Raw genomic sequence first — 15652 nt, 5'->3', positions numbered from 1 at the left:
TTATCTATTATCGAAGGAGTACGTGGTATGACTATTAAACAACGCCTGATCATTTCTAACATTTTGATGATTGTCATACCTGTACTAATTTCAGCGATTATTATCGGAGCCGGACAATATTTATCTTACCAGTATTGGAAAACGAAATACGATAATGAAAGCTCTATCTACGATGTACCGGAGAAAATCACTTCTGTTGCGACAGAACTTATTCAACATCCTCAAAAGCAAAAAACAAATGAAAAACAGCAACTAGAAGATTATTTGCAAAAGCATTCAATGAGACTGACAGTGCACGATTATAATACGCGTACACCTCTGTTAAATATGGGGAAACTGACGATCGATGCTAATAATAAAATGATGACAGCGATCTGGTCTTTGAACGGAGAAGGGAGTATCTACCTTGCTGAAGAAGATGTGTATAGCAAAAAAGTAACTGTAAATGATCAAACGTATGTCATTTCAACATTTGATTCGTTTCATGAAAATGCTACAAACGATGATAGTTACTATAGCCGATATCAGATGTTAATTACGCTGTTTATGATCTTATTTGGCATTGGGATTATTGTCACTATCTTTTTTACTAATCGCTTTCTGACTTATTTTGTGTTCAAGCGAATCAGTCAACCGCTCAATACATTAGTAGCAGGTGTTCAGCAGATTCGGGATGGTAACTTAGATACACGTATTCAATATGAGAGCAAAGATGAATTTGCAGCGATCTGTCATGATTTTAATGATATGGCATTGCAGTTAAAACAATCGATGCAATTAATTCAGCGTCAAGAAGAAAGCCGTAAAGAACTACTAGCTAGTATCTCACACGATCTACGCTCTCCACTCACTTCGATTCGTGCTTATTCAGAAGGGCTTCTCGATGGAGTGGCTAATACACCGGAAGCTCAACATAAGTACATTACTATGATACAGACCAAAGCAAGAGATATTGACCGGATGGTTGCCAAAATCTTTCTATTTTCCAAAATGGATCTAGGTAATTATCCATACGATCCTGAACTGCTAGATGTGAACTATGAATTAGAATCACTTGTTAAAGCAACAGCTGAAGAATATCGTAGTAAAGGTCTGTATATCACCACGTCATTTTCACATCAGAAATCCAGAATTTTTGCAGATCAATTGCAGTTAGATAGCGTATTTACCAATATCGTCGAAAATAGCTTAAAGTACAAGCACAAAGAGCGCGGATGGGTTCATATAGAGACCAATGTAGATGATGATCAGATCACTATTTGTATCACCGACGATGGCCCCGGTGTTCCTGATCAGTCATTGCCTCAACTGTTTGATTTATTTTATCGTAGTGATCCTTCGCGTAATAATCCTAATAAAGGTAGCGGGCTTGGCTTAGCGATCACTGCCAAAGCTGTGGAGCGCATGGGTGGAACGATTCGGGCAATGCATGCACCTTCAGGCGGTTTGCAGATTAAGATTCAGCTTCCATTGATTAATCAGGAGGAAGTACAATGAGAAAAATACTAATTATAGAAGATGATGAAGCGATTGCATCGATTGAACGGGATTATCTCGAAATCAATCACTTTGCAGTGGAGATAGCCGATAATGGACTTACCGGTGCAGAAAAAGCATTATCTGAACCTTACGATCTGATTTTGCTGGATCTTATGTTACCGGGTGAAGATGGATTCTCTGTATGTCGCCGTTTGCGTGAAAAGCTAGATATTCCTATTCTTATGGTTACTGCCAAGCAAGAAGATATTGATAAGATTCGCGGATTAGGGTTAGGTGCGGATGACTATATTGTCAAACCCTTTTCTCCTAATGAATTAGTAGCGCGAGTAAAGTCCAATCTAGCTCAATATGATCGGATAAAAGGAAAACCTGATCTTCATGGGAATAGTCATATTGAAATAGGTTCTTTTGTGATTAATATGCAAGCTCACCGGGTCTATCTAAACGGCAAAGAACTAGAGTTAAAGAAAAAAGAATTTGATCTGCTCCACTTTCTGATCGTGAATGCTAACAATGTATTCAGTAAAGAAACGTTATATGAGCGTATATGGGGTTTTGAATCGATTGGTGATAATGCGACTGTAGCTGTTCATATCAATCGACTACGTGAAAAAACAGAAGAAGATCCTAGTAATCCTCGCTATATTCAGACAGTATGGGGTGTAGGCTATCGCTTTCAACCTTGAATGTTATCAATCAAATCTATTGTAGTTCATACCAAAAAGGAGCAGTCATCACTGAAGATGTCTGCTCCTTTTTTAGGTAAGAGATTTAAGATAAGCGATTTGACTTTGCAAAAATCAGTATTGATTGTATTAGTAAAATTTGCGCTTTGATTCACACTTTGAATACCCAACACGTAGACATAGAGTCTTATTTAAAGATACTGACGTTCACCTGTTTGTGCAGATTTTTGTATCGCATCGATTAATTGATGTACTTTGACTGCATCTGCAAAATTCGATGTCAACGATGTTCCTTCTTGAAGATCTTGAGCAAATGCACGATACACTTGAGCGATATTTAGCACTGGAGTATCATCTCGCAGAGAATCCGGTACAGAATAATAGTCATCAGGAACTGTTAACTCTTGTAGCTCGGCATCAGCAGAATTGGCTCCTAATAATTCATGTGCTCCAAATTGAATCGTTTTAGGCGCATATAGAACAATCGTCCCTTGATCACCAAAGATTTCAAGAGTCACGCCTTTTTGATGCTTCACTCCTCCTTGAATATGAATACTCGCTGCTGCTCCATTTTTTAATTTACCAGTAACCAGAATTTGATCATCTGTTGTTTTCTCAATCATTTGTTGAGTATCTACTAACGCTACTTGAGTGTATTGTTGTGCTGTTGTAGCGGAAAGTTCTGCAAAATCGCCAACCATATAAGTAAACGCATCTATATTATGTCCACCCACGATAGTTAGCAAATTTCCGCCAGATGTACGATCGAACAAATAAGCAGTTGATTGGTCAGCTGTACCGCCCATACCTTCCATAGATACTCTCAATTGAGCAGACAACACTTTTCCTACATATCCTTCTTTCAACAAATCTTTGACATACTTAATCGCAGGAGCTTGTCTTGCTTGTAATCCGATTGCAGTTGGAATCTGATGCTCTGCTACCCATTGTTGCATTTCAATAGCTTCTTCTGTAGTTGATCCTAACGGCCATTCGCTATAAATAGGCTTTCCAGAAGGAATACTAGCTTTGACCGCATGATAATGCTCTTTTACATTAATACTGACAACTACCATATCTACATCAGGATGTTGTACTAACTCTTCAATTTGATCAAAACCATGAGTAGCTTTAAAAGCTTCAGCACTTTTGGTTGCACTTTCTTTGTTACTTGTAGCTACGGCTGTTAACTCATACTCTTCCAAATGCTGAACTGCGGGAATATGTGTACTATTTGCCCACCCGTTATTTACTGATCCACCGATAATACCTACTTTGATCTTTTTAGTCATTTTTTCATCGCTCCATTTCGAATCATTGAATTAGTAATACCAACAAAAATAGCTTGAGATAGGATGATGTTTGATGACTTTATTACGCTTTAGAGATTTATGTTCGTATTCATATTAGAAATTATTCATAAAAAAGAGTAACTTTATAATAAGTTACTCTCCATTTGTTTCTCAGATTGTTTTTCAAAACTAATTAGTGGGCTAAATATAACATAGTGGAAATTAATGTGCAAATATAGACTCCTATATATACTGCTTATTACTTTTTAGCATACCCCATTTTATTCATATAACTCATCATATCAGGCAGAATACTTCGTTGTAGATGATCATGAATATGATCGCTCCATCCTTTAACCGTTTTTACAGTGAAAGGCGCTCTGATCGGACGATCTTCATAGTATTTTTTCATTGTGTTATCATAAGTAGATAGTTCTTCTTTGTCTAATGGTTGGTATTTATTTTCAAATAACACCATAGATTTCGGTAAGCGTGGTTTGAGTTCTGCTTTCTCTTCTGCTGGAACACCAATACACAATCCTACTACTGGAATAACGTATTTAGGTAATTGCAAAGCTTCCGATAATTTCTCGATATTGAGTTTGACACCGCCAATATATACGCCACCAAGCCCCATAGATTCGGCTGCTGTCAAAGCATTTTGCGCCATAAGTCCAGCATCTACTAAACCAATCGTTAGAAATTCAATATATTCTATATCTACTTCAGGAGCTATTTCATGATTCCGATGAAAGTCTGAACAGAAAACCCAAAACTCGGCTGCTTGCCCGATATAAGGCTGATGACCACAAAGTTCCATTGCTTGTTGGCGAAGCTCTGGATCTGTAACCCGAATAATAGAAACAGCCTGTAACAAGCTAAATGACGATGTTTGAATAGTTGCCTGGAAAATAGCATCTAGTTGTTCCTCGGTTAATGGTTGATTAGTGTACGAACGCACCGATGAATGGTTGTGAAGCAATTCTAATGTTTGATTCAAGTATGTTCTCTCCTTTAATATTTATTCATATGTTAGACTATTGATTAGCTTACTAACTATACCTGTTATAAAGACTCCTATGCGATCATTTGATCTATAACAGTTTGCATAATAAAATAATCATAAAGTGATATCGTGACGTTGCATAGAGGGCAATTTAGATGTACATAGTACACATGGATGTACTTAAGAATGGAGAGAAAGACGATGAAAGTGTGTAAAGACGGATTTCAAAAAGAATTTATTAATGATCAGACAGATATGTATACCATCGCTTTTACGCAAAATATTTTATCTGGACGATGGAAATATTTTATTTTGTGGTATTTAAAAGGACATACGCGCCGGTATTCAGATATCAAAGCGTTTCTAGGTGATCTTTCGCAAGGTTCTTTAAGCAAACAACTACGTGAATTAGAAAAAGATGGCGTAATCAAACGCAAAGTATATCCTGTAGTTCCACCCAAAGTCGAATATTCACTGACTGATAAAGGAACAGCGCTTATGCCTGTACTGGATGCGATGAATAGCTTTGGCAAAACGTTTGGTGAACAAGCAGATATTATAAGAGAATAACTATTTTCTAGCCAAACGGTTATGATCTCTTTCTTCTATTCACTGCTCCATTATACTTGTGAAAAATCTGCAAAAATTGGAAAAGAAATAGATTATTGTTATCATAAATAAGCAACGGTTCTATTTCTTATACTATCCAATAGGAGTGATATCGAATGTTACGTATTCTAATTGTTAATTTTCCCGCAGAAGGTCATGTGAATCCAACACTTGGGATCACTCATGCTTTTACATCACGTGGCGATGAGGTTCACTATATTACGACCGAGAAGTTCAGAGATAGATTAGAAGCTGTTGGAGCGATTGTTCACGTTCATACTGATCTGCTTAGAAATGCTTCGATCCGTATAGGTAGCCCCAATGGAATAAATGAATTTTTAAACATTCATATTCAAACTTCATTACACATTTTAGCGTTAACCGAACAGCTATCACAAACAATGCAATTTGATTTTGTATTTTATGATAAGTTCGGGGCCGGTGAGTTAGTTCGAGATTTCCTGAATATTCCGGGTATTTCCTCGTCTCCATCTTTTTTGATATCTAATGATCAGATGACTAAACGAATTTTTCCAAGTCAAATGGACACTACTTCTCAGGTTTCCGAGAATATTCAAGCTGGACTATCACTAATGAAAGAGAAATACAACGTTATGCCTAAAGAAATGGGTCAATTTATGAATAATAACGGTGATCTAAATATTGTTTATACAAGTAAATACTTTCAACGCAATGGTGATCAGTTTGGCGATGAACATCTTTTTATTGGACCTAGTTTTCCAAAACGTACTGAAAATACGTCATTTCCACTTCATCTTCTTAAAGATCAAAAAGTACTATACATTTCAATGGGAACCATTCTGGATCACACCGAACAATTCTTTAATACTTGTATCGAAGCTTTTACAGACTTTAACGGTATTGTAGTTATTGCTACAGGTGAAAAAGTTGACTTTACGAAGATCAACCCGGCTCCTGAACATATCATGATTTTACCTTATGTTCCTCAGTTAGAGGTGTTACAGCATACCGATGTATTTATTACTCATGGCGGTATGAACAGCGTCAATGAAGGCATCCATTTCAATGTGCCTTTAGTCGTTTTGCCACAAGACAAAGATCAGCCAATGGTCGCTCAGCGCTTAACTGAACTGCAAGCAGGCTATCGTATTACCAAAGATCAGATCAATGTACAATCACTTCAAGAAGCGGTACAAGAAGTGTTGTCTAATCCACAATACAAAAAAGGTGTACAGAACATTAATGAAAGCTTCCAACACACAGGCGGGCCACAAGAAGCATTAGATCGCATCGATGCTTATCTTCATAACAGATAATTGTAAATGACTTTTTAATCAAAAATCTATATCTGACTTAAATTGATTCTATTTAAAATAATGACCGTTCTCCATATCAGTAAATAAAGATGGATGATTGTTTGTCCATCCTAATTGTGACTGTGTTAATGCACTTGAAACAACATTATCGACAGATACAAAACCACCTAACCATCCAAAATGGGCACTGGCTTGTTCTTTTTTGATACTTGATACAGGTACATTTAGATAACGACCGATCGCAGTAGCAATCTCACGAAAAGGTATTCCTTCTTCTCCGACTGCATGGAAGGTAGAGCCTGCCGTAGCTTGTTCCAAAGCCAGTCTAAATAGGCGTGCTACGTCTAATTGATGTACTGCTGGCCATCGATTAGCTCCGTCTTCTACATAAGCCGATACGCCCTTTTTGCGAGCAATGTTAATCAAAGTCGGTAATAAACCGCTTTTATCGCCGATGCCGTGTACAAGTGGGGCTATACGAATAACAGAAGAGCGAACTCCTTGATCTGCGAGTGTTAGCGTTGTTTTCTCTGAAAGGATCCGTCCGCCTCCTACTGATTGAGGATCGGACGGATCCTTTTCGGTTGCTACATAACCAGCTTTTAGTGCCATAGTTGGGAACGCCATCACAAGTGAACGATCTTCGCCCGAAAGAGCTTTTCCAAGCGTTTCAATCGCACGTCGATCCGTTTCAGTAGCCATTGCCATAAATCTAGATCCAGCATGACGAGGATTACCACCTAATACAATCTTTACACGTGTAGATAAGCGAGCATGCGAAAATTTATGAAAAAAAGCGGTATGGATCACTCCATCTGCATGGGCTACTCCTTTACGTAAATCTTCGATACTTTCTACATTGCCTTGTTGCGCTTTGGCTCCAATCGCTGTAAGTTTGCGAGCAGCTTCTGTGGAACGTACCAGACCTGTTACTTCATGACCGGCTTGAATTAACTCTTGAACCACAGCACTTCCTATAAAACCATTCGCTCCTGTGACAAATACTCGCATCTTATATCCTCCTCATATCATCATGTATTTGATTCCATCTCTACCTTGCTCCCTAAAACACACTCTTTCTGCTTTTAAGTTACTTGTAGTATAGATTGGATGTCAGTATGACATTTGCCTATTCTGCGTAAATTCTTGCCTAATTCGCCAGAACGTCTGAAGATACAAAAAAAACCTGCAAAGCTAATAGCTAGATGCAGGTTGTATACCAGCTTGAATTGGTAATAAGTTCAGGCTGGTATTGTAATTGAGATGTATTCATTTTTACTGGTATATGTTAACGCCATCTATTGCGATCTCTACTAGGTGGACTACCAAAAAAACGACTGTAATCTCGACTAAATTGTGAATCACTAATATACCCGACCATCCGGCAAGCCGTGATCGCATCCATATGACCAGATAACATCAATCGTCTTGCTTCTTGCAGACGTAGAGCTTTTTGATATTGCAAAGGGCTCATAGAAGTTACTGATTTGAAATGTTCACGAAAAGAAGATTGACTCAAATGCACCATGTCTGCTAATTCAGGAATTTTTAAAGGCTGAGCAAAATGTTCATGAAGCCATCGAACCGCTTTAGCAACACGTTGTACATTAGATTCTACAAAAACAGTCTCAGCTACAAATACACCTATAGGGCTACGAAGAAGTCGTATAAAAATTTCATCCACAATAAGTGGAGCTAGCAATTCACTATCACTAGAGCTAGATAAGCAATCCACTAAGCGTGCAACTGCATGTATAAATCCTAAATCGCCTGGTAGCATATATCCCGGACTTCTTTGGCTCACTTTAGGTAATCCTTGCGGGAATACTTTAGGTACCAATTCAGCAATTCGTTGCGGATTAAGATATATCCCCACACCTAGAAAAGGATCAGAGGGGCTAGCTATAATAGTCTTCATCATTACTGGTAAAGCAACAGGAGCTACAAATATTGTAGAACCTCCATATTCAAAAATCTCATTTCCCACTTCAATAACTTTTTTACCTTGTGCAGCGATACCTACTGTCGGCCAATACATCGTATGCGTATAATCTGCTTTTTCGACTTTGGAGTAACGATTAAAATATAAACCTGAAATTCGCTCAGACTCATAACTACCATCTTTATTCGCATGTATTGAGAGTAAGTCTGCTAAGCGTGATGTCTCTACTTCTAGTAATTCGCGACTCTGCGTTGTAGCGTGAATATCTAACATATCCATCGTATCCAATGTCACTCCCAGATAATATGTATTTACTCAAATAGTATAATACAAAAGAAGTACGTACAAACATTATTAATGTTTATACGTACTTCTTTATTTATGAATATGATCGAAAATCTTTTATTTCGTTGTACCTTGACCTAATGTCACTTTGAAAACATTTCCTGCTTGTCCGCCAAACACAATCAATCCGTTTTCAGGCAGAACAGCAGATTTTTTAGAAGTGATAATAGAAGATTCTACAACGTTGCCTTTGGCATCATATACAACAAAGCCCGCATTGTTTGGATAATCTACGTTTATTGTTTTGCCTGCTGTATTTTTATCAATTTTGAACCATTTGGCATGTCCATTAGAAGCGATCGTGATTGTAGACGATTTGTCTTTGGATAAAGGTGAGATCGCATCTTCTGGGATATATAGTTGTTTGCTTGTTTTTAGATATTCGACCTTATTTTGTTTTACAAATTCGAAATCAAATGTGTCTCTGCCTGTCATAACAGGAATTTGAGCTACATTGACGGCATGATTCTGATCGATGATTTTGTCTCCATTAACATAGCCATTGCTTGCATCTACAGCTAGCGTTTTGGTCAAAATCGATGGCGCTATATAAAAAGCAGAATTAATCTTTTCATCTACCGCATAATAACGTTTACCATCGCGTGCTTTCCATGCTTGTTGTACCGCTGTTGATACTTTATTTTTACTTAATTTTTGGTATTCATAAAAGACCATCGCAGCTTGTCCCAATCCAGGAAAACTTACCGTTGTATTGACTTTAATATACGTTTTTCCATTTGTTTGTTTGTCAAAGCTTATGATAGTACTTCCATCTTTGCTGGTAAATTGTTGTTTACCTGTATACACATACGTCTGAGCAGGTATAATTCCACCTAATATATCAGGTAAGTCCATTTTCCCATTTTTAAGTTCCAATTGAATTGTTTTGTCTAATGTGCCATACAATCCAGCATATTGTTTCATTTCAGCTGGTATATTTACTTGCACAGCAGGTTTGAATGTTTGATCAGGTAATATCTTTTTAATTTTGCCTTGATCTTTCAATTCTTCTAACAATAATTGCGTTGCTAACTGCGTATTATATAAAGAAGATCCTCCTGCGGACACAACTGCGGCAGACATATCATAGCCGGGCAAAGAAATCAGATCGGCATGATACATTATAGTATCTCCACCTTTAGATAATGCTTTGATACCATAGTCGCTAAAAGGCGCTAAATTGACAGCATCCCAACCCAAGCCATAATTGGTTGTATTTCTTTCTTCAGGCACCCAGATTCCATTGCGATATTCGTCTTTTTGCATCGCTTGAGCAGATTTCTCGGATAAGAGTTCTGGCTTATTGCCCATCAACACATCACCAAATGTCGCTAATTCTTCTGCTGTAGAATAGATCCCGCCTGTACCCAGTATATTCGCATTTTCTACAGGCAATGCACTTTCGATTCCTGGAAAGTACGTTTTGGATAGTTGTTTACGATCGAACTGGTCTAACGGTGTATGCGTAGATTTGAATTTCATCGGATCACTAATACGTGTTTTGACAAATTCAGAATAACTCATTCCGCTAACTCGCTCTACTAACACCTCAAGTAACTGAAAACTATCGTTACTATAGACAGAAAATGCGCCTGGATCGGCTTTGAGATGTTCGGTTTGTAATTCTTTTAGCAAGTTATCATAGTTCTGAGTATCATTATCATCAAATAAAATACTGTTATGATAATGAGATCCATATAATCCCGAAGAATGATTTAGCAAAGTACGAGGTGTAATTTTGGTATAACGCTCGTCTGCCATTTTAAAATCAGGAATATACGTAGTTAATGGTTGATCAATATCTATTTTACCTGCATCAACCAGCATCATTACTGCGGAAGAAACATACATTTTACTAACAGAACCTATTCCAAACATCGTATCCGGTGTGATTTTTTCTTTGGTTGCCTGATTTTTGATACCTGCATGACCGGATAGAATCACTTTGCCATGATCAACGATAGCATATTGGACAGCACTTGCTCCGTAATCTGTCACAACTGTCGTTGCCCATTGCTTCGCTTTTTCTTCTGGAGATAGATTGGAATGACTTTCCTGTGCAAAAGATGAAGTCATCGGTACAACGGTTAATACAGCAGCTAATAGTAAGCTTCCTATCTTTTTCATTATATAATTCCTCCCTTGAACGTGTTCAAATATAATCACTATCTGCATCTTACATGGAAATAGTCGAATCCTCTTCAAAAAGGGCTGAAACGAAAAAAACAATCCCTCAACGACATGAGAGATTGTTGGTTGTGTACTTTTTTTATTGAAAAGGCAGAATAACCATATTATTAAAAACTTGATGTTTTCGTTCGATTGTCATATTCCCACCGTATTTGTTACAGATTCGATCAATATTCGTCAGTCCGATTCCATGAAACTCTAGATTCGATTTTTGGCTTTGCACCTGCCCTGCACCTTTTACCATATGATTCAAAATATGAATAGAAAGGTGAGAATCCGTCGATTGGATCTTGATCAATATATAACGGTCTTCAGCGATATTGATCTTTTTGGAAGCTTCAATAGCATTGTCTAACATATTGCCTAGCACTACACAGAGATCATACCGTTCAATCTGGATATGTTGAGAATACAGTTGCAGTTGTGTATCGATCTGAATACCATTGGCTTGACCGATATTAAGCGCATTAGTCACTAACGCATCTACAACCAGATTGCCTGTGTTCACCCGCTGATAAGCATCCTCAACCTTATTTAGCGTGGTATGGATATGCTTTTTAGCTTCATCTAACTCATTTTTTTCGATACATTGTTCGATATACAGAAATTGTTGATGGGTATCATGAATAATTCGCTTAATCTGCTTAAAGCTATGAACAGTTTTCTCATAATTCGCATCTTGATAATCCATCTGATCTTGCAATTGTATATTTTCGTGCATCAATTGAAATTTCTCGATCATATTATCTAATATATAAATAATAAATACATTCAAAAAAAGAAAGCTAAAAATCGAGATAAAGTAATACACATTCCTTTCACTATACATTGACAATACATTGACCTGATAAATACTAATCGCCGGGATCGTAAGGAAAAGTAGATAATATCGATAATGCAAAGGAAAACTTCTACGCTTCACAATAAATCGAATAATCAGAATAATCACAAACATGATTAAGCAACTTAGCAGTATGCTTTTGGATAAAATAACATACTCTTCAATAGCCACAGGATTAGAAGTTCCTAGATCGGTAGCATTAAATGGATACAAAATGTACAGTGAAATAAAATTAACTAATGTGAGCAAAACTGCGTACAAAATCGAAAAAACAATCTTCTTTTTTAACTCAGTCTGGTAAGGAATCGATAATACAAAAATAACGATCAAAGCCAACACTGAAGAAAATACAGAAGATGTATATGAATTTAAATAAAAGAAATCAAGCACACCAAATAAGATCAAATACACTCCATGGTTAGAGCCGCGGTGTCCTTTGCCAAAAACAGCATTGAAATAAAAATTGATTTGAAATCCCATCACCAGTACAATACAAGCATTCAGCAATAATAGTTGAGTTTCCATCTATTCATACATACCTGTAATCATAAATTTGGTATACACGTCTTTCACTTCTTTCACTTTGGAACGTCCAATCGGTAACTCTACTCCATTAGACATTAGAACCATACCTCCTGCAAACTTTTTAACATGAAGCAAGTTGATAATAATAGATCGATGAATTTGTAAAAAATGATACTGTTTTAATGCAGTAGCATAGTTAGAAATAATGCCCTTGGTTGTGTGAGTCTGCTGAAGAGTGACAACATGCAGTTTGTTTTTCATCGTCAGACTTTTAACTGCTTCAATCGAAATAATATCGTCGTATTTCAATACAACTTCTTCATAATCTGATTTGATAATCAAAATTCGTTTATCTAACGACTGAAAATACTGACAAACTTTAAGAATCTTTTCTTCAAACGTAGACACAGCAATTGGCTTGAGTAAATACTGAAAAGTCACTACATCAAAGCTTTCGATCATATAATCTGGATAGCTGGTAAGAAACACAATTTGTTCATCCAGATGTTTGAGGTCTCTAATCTTCTGAGCTGTCTGGATTCCGTTAATACCACCCATTTCTATATCCAAAATCAAAATATGAAAAGGTTGTTGGTTATTCTCATAATAAGAGACTAATGATTCACCAGATTCAAAATAGTCGATCTCAAAATCGATACTGGTTTTCATAGATAATGTCATCAACATATGTTGGACAAGTTCTCTTTGTTGCTGATCATCATCGCAGATCGCCACTCTATACGTCATTCATCAATACTCCATTTCTATCTTTTGATCCTTTTTTTCTATTATCAATTGATTGTATTCGACAAGTTCTTGCTCTAGCTGACGAATACTTTGTAATTTGCTCCAGATTCGCTCTACCATTTGTTGCCGCTTTTCGCCTTCTACATACTGACTTTTTAGTGCCATGTTAGAGACTAATTTCCAGCGTTGTGCTACATATTGATACTTTTCAATCAACTGTTTTAACGATAGATCATAAGATATACCTTGCTCTAGAAAATAAGTGAACAAATATCGATTATTGCTCATTCGAGATAGATCTTGATACATCTGCTCTACATATTCATCTGTTAGCACAGTGATATCTGATAAACAGTTATGAATATGATCAATATACTGCTCCAGCGCTTGTAATCCAGTATAAGCATTGCTTACAGGTTGCCCGTGATCTGTTGTAATCATATGCGAATACTTACTTTGCATAACGTTCAGATTCATTTGGATTACATCGTGAATATCTTTTTCGGTTACTTCTATAGTTGCTTGAGTACTATCCACCACATTATAGACATAATGAGTTCCTTCTTCAATCATTTCTGTCTGCCTAAGATCAAGCGCATTGATTAATGTCTGTTCATCAATCGTATCTTTGAGATGATAAAATTCATCAATAAATTCAAATTGTTCATCTGCATACCCTACCAATAACAAACAATGAGCAAAATGACGTAGTTGATATAACGAATTGTATTTCATATCAAAAACATCCAACCAGACAATAACAGGCTCTCCTTGAATAAGCAGTTGCTTGATATGTTGTATGACTGCTGTTTTATCATTTTTACGATAAATCTGAAGCTTAATTCCGTGAATCCATTGTAAATCATTCTCGGTAGCCATATAGATTGGAGATAATCGACCTTGCCCTTCTTCTTTCGGTTCCGTGTAAACGATCCCACATTGTTTCCAGACACTACAAAACTCGGACACATTTTGATAGGCTAGAATACTGCTTACACATAAGGTAAAACAATCTTCACCGTCTTTAGGTTCAGGTCGTGGCTGCATATTCATGTCTATTCTCCTTTTTGTAATGTTATCGAGAATATATGCATACAAGGATTATCCGGTAATACGATCCTGTTCATATGAAGAGGATGTTCAAATGATAACGTTTGCAACCAGATCGTTGTCTGTTTGCTTGTTAAAAGTGCTCCCTTTTGGGTGTAAATGCCACTACAGCGATACACTACTTGTTCTTGATATTTAGGCATATGATCTGTCCAATTGGTCAAAGCGAGAGATGTCTGCTCTACTAACGTATCATTCAAATAGTATTCAATATCTTCTTGATAAGATCCATTATCCGCCGCGCCTAAAATAAACATAGCTGTATAATAGTCGGCTGGAATATCCAATTGTTGATTTTCCAATTCGATATTATTAAAAGTCGATTGAGCATCAGGAAATAAAAATGGAATTTCTTCAATAATTACATCTGTTTGGTTAGGTATTTCATCTCCAGGATAAGACGAACCGAATGTCGTAAAATTGCCAATTCGTTGTTCTAATTCATAACTAAATCCGTTGTTATTATAATAAGTAGATAAAGGTAATGGATAATACTTTGCCAATCAAATCACCTCTATAATATTTTATTTTATGTAATTATATTCCAATTAATTCGAATATTACGTTATTTTATAGCGATAGTCAATCTTATCGTTATCTCATCATCTAGTTCAATCTAGCACAGCAAAAAAAGGAGTACAGCAACATATGCTATACTCCTTTTTTACTTGGTATATAAGTTTAATTAAGATTGTTTAACAAGGCGAGACATCGCGTTGATCATACCAGAATGTGAACTTTCATGCATAGTGTTCAATTCCAGTAGATTGCCAACTGTTTCTGCTTTGGCAAAGTTTTCTTTATTCGCAACAGGTTCATTTGTCTGACCAGCAAACGTTTCACGTAACGATTGTGTTTGTTTTGCAAATACATCAAGTAACTCTTCCCATGCTGGCGCTTCAGTTGTCCAGTCCGCCGGCTTGGTTCCTGGTCCAAAAAAGGTTTTGTACTCCGCAGGTATTTGAGACGCGTGACCAGCGAAACCAAGTACAATCGCATCTGCGATAACAATAACATGTCCCAGTTGCCAGTGAATATTATTATTAAATCCGATTGGAACAATTGAACGTTGTTCTGGAGTCAACTCCGCCGTATAGCCAAGAATACTTTTACGTGTTCTTTCAAATAATCCAAATATAAATAAGTCTGACATGTTGATCCTCCTAATAAAATCTAATGTAGTCTTAGTTCGACGTAATCTGAAATAAAATGAACCTTTACAAGTCTAACTTTATTTCATTTTAAATTCAACTTTTCTATATATAAAATCAATAAAAAAGCTACAAATAAACAGTAAATGTAAGCGAAATCAAGCATGTGTGACCTCAGTGATCCAGACTCCATTTTACAGTCCGAAAACAAACTTTACTCCCCTTTAACTTTTGAAAAGATAGGTTTATTATATAGACATCACCAAGAGGTGCTGAACCACATAAGCAACAAACAAGCATCAATCAGGTGATAGTCTCATTTCCGTATTAGTAGTTAAGATCTACAGGAAGGGAGCAGGATTCCGTTGGAAAATGTTAGCGAAGTATACTAGAATCGATAACACGCAAGA

General features: G+C 36.7%; 14 protein-coding genes. 4 read left to right on the top strand and 10 right to left on the bottom strand.

What is annotated here, in order from left to right; translation table 11 throughout:
* Positions 1–27 precede the first annotated feature (27 nt).
* Positions 28–1497, top strand: coding sequence for a sensor histidine kinase (locus tag PQ456_RS10960; RefSeq protein WP_273616166.1), 1470 nt, complete (start codon positions 28–30; stop codon positions 1495–1497).
* On the top strand, positions 1494–2186 hold the full coding sequence (locus PQ456_RS10955; RefSeq protein WP_273616165.1) for a response regulator transcription factor: 693 nt from the start codon (positions 1494–1496) through the stop codon (positions 2184–2186). Before PQ456_RS10960 ends, PQ456_RS10955 begins: the two co-directional genes overlap by 4 nt.
* Before the next feature lie 191 nt (positions 2187–2377).
* On the opposite strand, the gene PQ456_RS10950 is transcribed toward PQ456_RS10955, so the two are convergent.
* Positions 2378–3478: a Gfo/Idh/MocA family protein gene (locus PQ456_RS10950; protein WP_273616164.1), complete on the bottom strand. Its 1101-nt coding sequence runs from the start codon at positions 3476–3478 to the stop codon at positions 2378–2380.
* 259 nt (positions 3479–3737) lie between these two features.
* The gene (gene nfsA / locus PQ456_RS10945) at positions 3738–4478 is read right to left on the bottom strand and encodes an oxygen-insensitive NADPH nitroreductase (RefSeq protein ID WP_273616163.1); all 741 of its coding nucleotides are present in this window, start codon (positions 4476–4478) and stop codon (positions 3738–3740) included.
* A gap of 207 nt (positions 4479–4685) precedes the next feature.
* On the opposite strand from nfsA, the gene PQ456_RS10940 reads away from it, so the two are divergent.
* Both PQ456_RS10940 and PQ456_RS10935 read left to right on the top strand, forming a co-directional pair.
* A complete protein-coding gene (locus tag PQ456_RS10940; protein WP_273616162.1) occupies positions 4686–5054 on the top strand; it encodes a winged helix-turn-helix transcriptional regulator in 369 nt (122 codons plus the stop codon).
* A 155-nt stretch (positions 5055–5209) separates the two neighbouring features.
* On the top strand, positions 5210–6391 hold the full coding sequence (locus PQ456_RS10935; RefSeq protein ID WP_273616161.1) for a macrolide family glycosyltransferase: 1182 nt from the start codon (positions 5210–5212) through the stop codon (positions 6389–6391).
* A gap of 48 nt (positions 6392–6439) precedes the next feature.
* On the opposite strand, the gene PQ456_RS10930 is transcribed toward PQ456_RS10935, so the two are convergent.
* The 8 genes from PQ456_RS10930 to PQ456_RS10895 all read right to left on the bottom strand — a co-directional run bounded on the left by PQ456_RS10930 (position 6440) and on the right by PQ456_RS10895 (position 15244).
* Positions 6440–7402 carry an SDR family oxidoreductase gene (locus tag PQ456_RS10930; RefSeq protein ID WP_273616160.1) on the bottom strand — a complete coding sequence of 321 codons (963 nt, stop codon included), beginning with the start codon at positions 7400–7402 and terminating at the stop codon, positions 6440–6442.
* 277 nt (positions 7403–7679) lie between these two features.
* On the bottom strand, positions 7680–8612 hold the full coding sequence (locus PQ456_RS10925; protein ID WP_273616298.1) for an AraC family transcriptional regulator: 933 nt from the start codon (positions 8610–8612) through the stop codon (positions 7680–7682).
* 123 nt (positions 8613–8735) lie between these two features.
* Positions 8736–10805, bottom strand: a complete 2070-nt coding sequence (locus PQ456_RS10920) for a serine hydrolase domain-containing protein (RefSeq protein WP_273616159.1) — start codon at positions 10803–10805, stop codon at positions 8736–8738.
* Positions 10806–10947: 142 nt separating this feature from the next.
* Positions 10948–12234, bottom strand: a complete 1287-nt coding sequence (locus tag PQ456_RS10915) for an ATP-binding protein (protein ID WP_273616158.1) — start codon at positions 12232–12234, stop codon at positions 10948–10950.
* Positions 12235–12981, bottom strand: coding sequence for a LytR/AlgR family response regulator transcription factor (locus PQ456_RS10910; protein WP_273616157.1), 747 nt, complete (start codon positions 12979–12981; stop codon positions 12235–12237).
* 3 nt (positions 12982–12984) lie between these two features.
* Positions 12985–14034 (bottom strand): BtrH N-terminal domain-containing protein, encoded by a 1050-nt coding sequence (locus tag PQ456_RS10905; RefSeq protein WP_273616156.1) that lies wholly within the window; start codon positions 14032–14034, stop codon positions 12985–12987.
* A 2-nt stretch (positions 14035–14036) separates the two neighbouring features.
* Positions 14037–14594: a hypothetical protein gene (locus PQ456_RS10900; protein WP_273616155.1), complete on the bottom strand. Its 558-nt coding sequence runs from the start codon at positions 14592–14594 to the stop codon at positions 14037–14039.
* Between the two features lie 182 nt (positions 14595–14776).
* Positions 14777–15244 carry a DinB family protein gene (locus PQ456_RS10895; RefSeq protein WP_273616154.1) on the bottom strand — a complete coding sequence of 156 codons (468 nt, stop codon included), beginning with the start codon at positions 15242–15244 and terminating at the stop codon, positions 14777–14779.
* Between the last annotated feature and the right edge of the window lie 408 nt (positions 15245–15652).

The sequence above is a fragment of the Paenibacillus kyungheensis genome (genome assembly GCF_028606985.1).
Taxonomy (GTDB): Bacteria; Bacillota; Bacilli; order Paenibacillales; family Paenibacillaceae; genus Saccharibacillus; species Saccharibacillus kyungheensis.
The sequence above is the reverse complement of the archived record's forward strand: the minus strand, read 5'-3'. Positions and strand labels throughout refer to the sequence as shown.

What these genes read in the sequence shown, in the direction of transcription:
- PQ456_RS10905 (WP_273616156.1), bottom strand. Translation starts at nt 14,034, where the DNA reads ATGAATATGCAGCCACGACCTGAACCTAAAGACGGTGAAGATTGTTTT.
- PQ456_RS10955 (WP_273616165.1), top strand. Translation starts at nt 1,494, where the DNA reads ATGAGAAAAATACTAATTATAGAAGATGATGAAGCGATTGCATCGATT.
- PQ456_RS10895 (WP_273616154.1), bottom strand. Translation starts at nt 15,244, where the DNA reads ATGTCAGACTTATTTATATTTGGATTATTTGAAAGAACACGTAAAAGT.
- PQ456_RS10925 (WP_273616298.1), bottom strand. Translation starts at nt 8,612, where the DNA reads ATGGATATGTTAGATATTCACGCTACAACGCAGAGTCGCGAATTACTA.
- PQ456_RS10940 (WP_273616162.1), top strand. Translation starts at nt 4,686, where the DNA reads ATGAAAGTGTGTAAAGACGGATTTCAAAAAGAATTTATTAATGATCAG.
- PQ456_RS10915 (WP_273616158.1), bottom strand. Translation starts at nt 12,234, where the DNA reads ATGGAAACTCAACTATTATTGCTGAATGCTTGTATTGTACTGGTGATG.
- PQ456_RS10935 (WP_273616161.1), top strand. Translation starts at nt 5,210, where the DNA reads ATGTTACGTATTCTAATTGTTAATTTTCCCGCAGAAGGTCATGTGAAT.
- PQ456_RS10960 (WP_273616166.1), top strand. Translation starts at nt 28, where the DNA reads ATGACTATTAAACAACGCCTGATCATTTCTAACATTTTGATGATTGTC.
- PQ456_RS10930 (WP_273616160.1), bottom strand. Translation starts at nt 7,402, where the DNA reads ATGCGAGTATTTGTCACAGGAGCGAATGGTTTTATAGGAAGTGCTGTG.
- PQ456_RS10910 (WP_273616157.1), bottom strand. Translation starts at nt 12,981, where the DNA reads ATGACGTATAGAGTGGCGATCTGCGATGATGATCAGCAACAAAGAGAA.
- PQ456_RS10920 (WP_273616159.1), bottom strand. Translation starts at nt 10,805, where the DNA reads ATGAAAAAGATAGGAAGCTTACTATTAGCTGCTGTATTAACCGTTGTA.
- PQ456_RS10950 (WP_273616164.1), bottom strand. Translation starts at nt 3,478, where the DNA reads ATGACTAAAAAGATCAAAGTAGGTATTATCGGTGGATCAGTAAATAAC.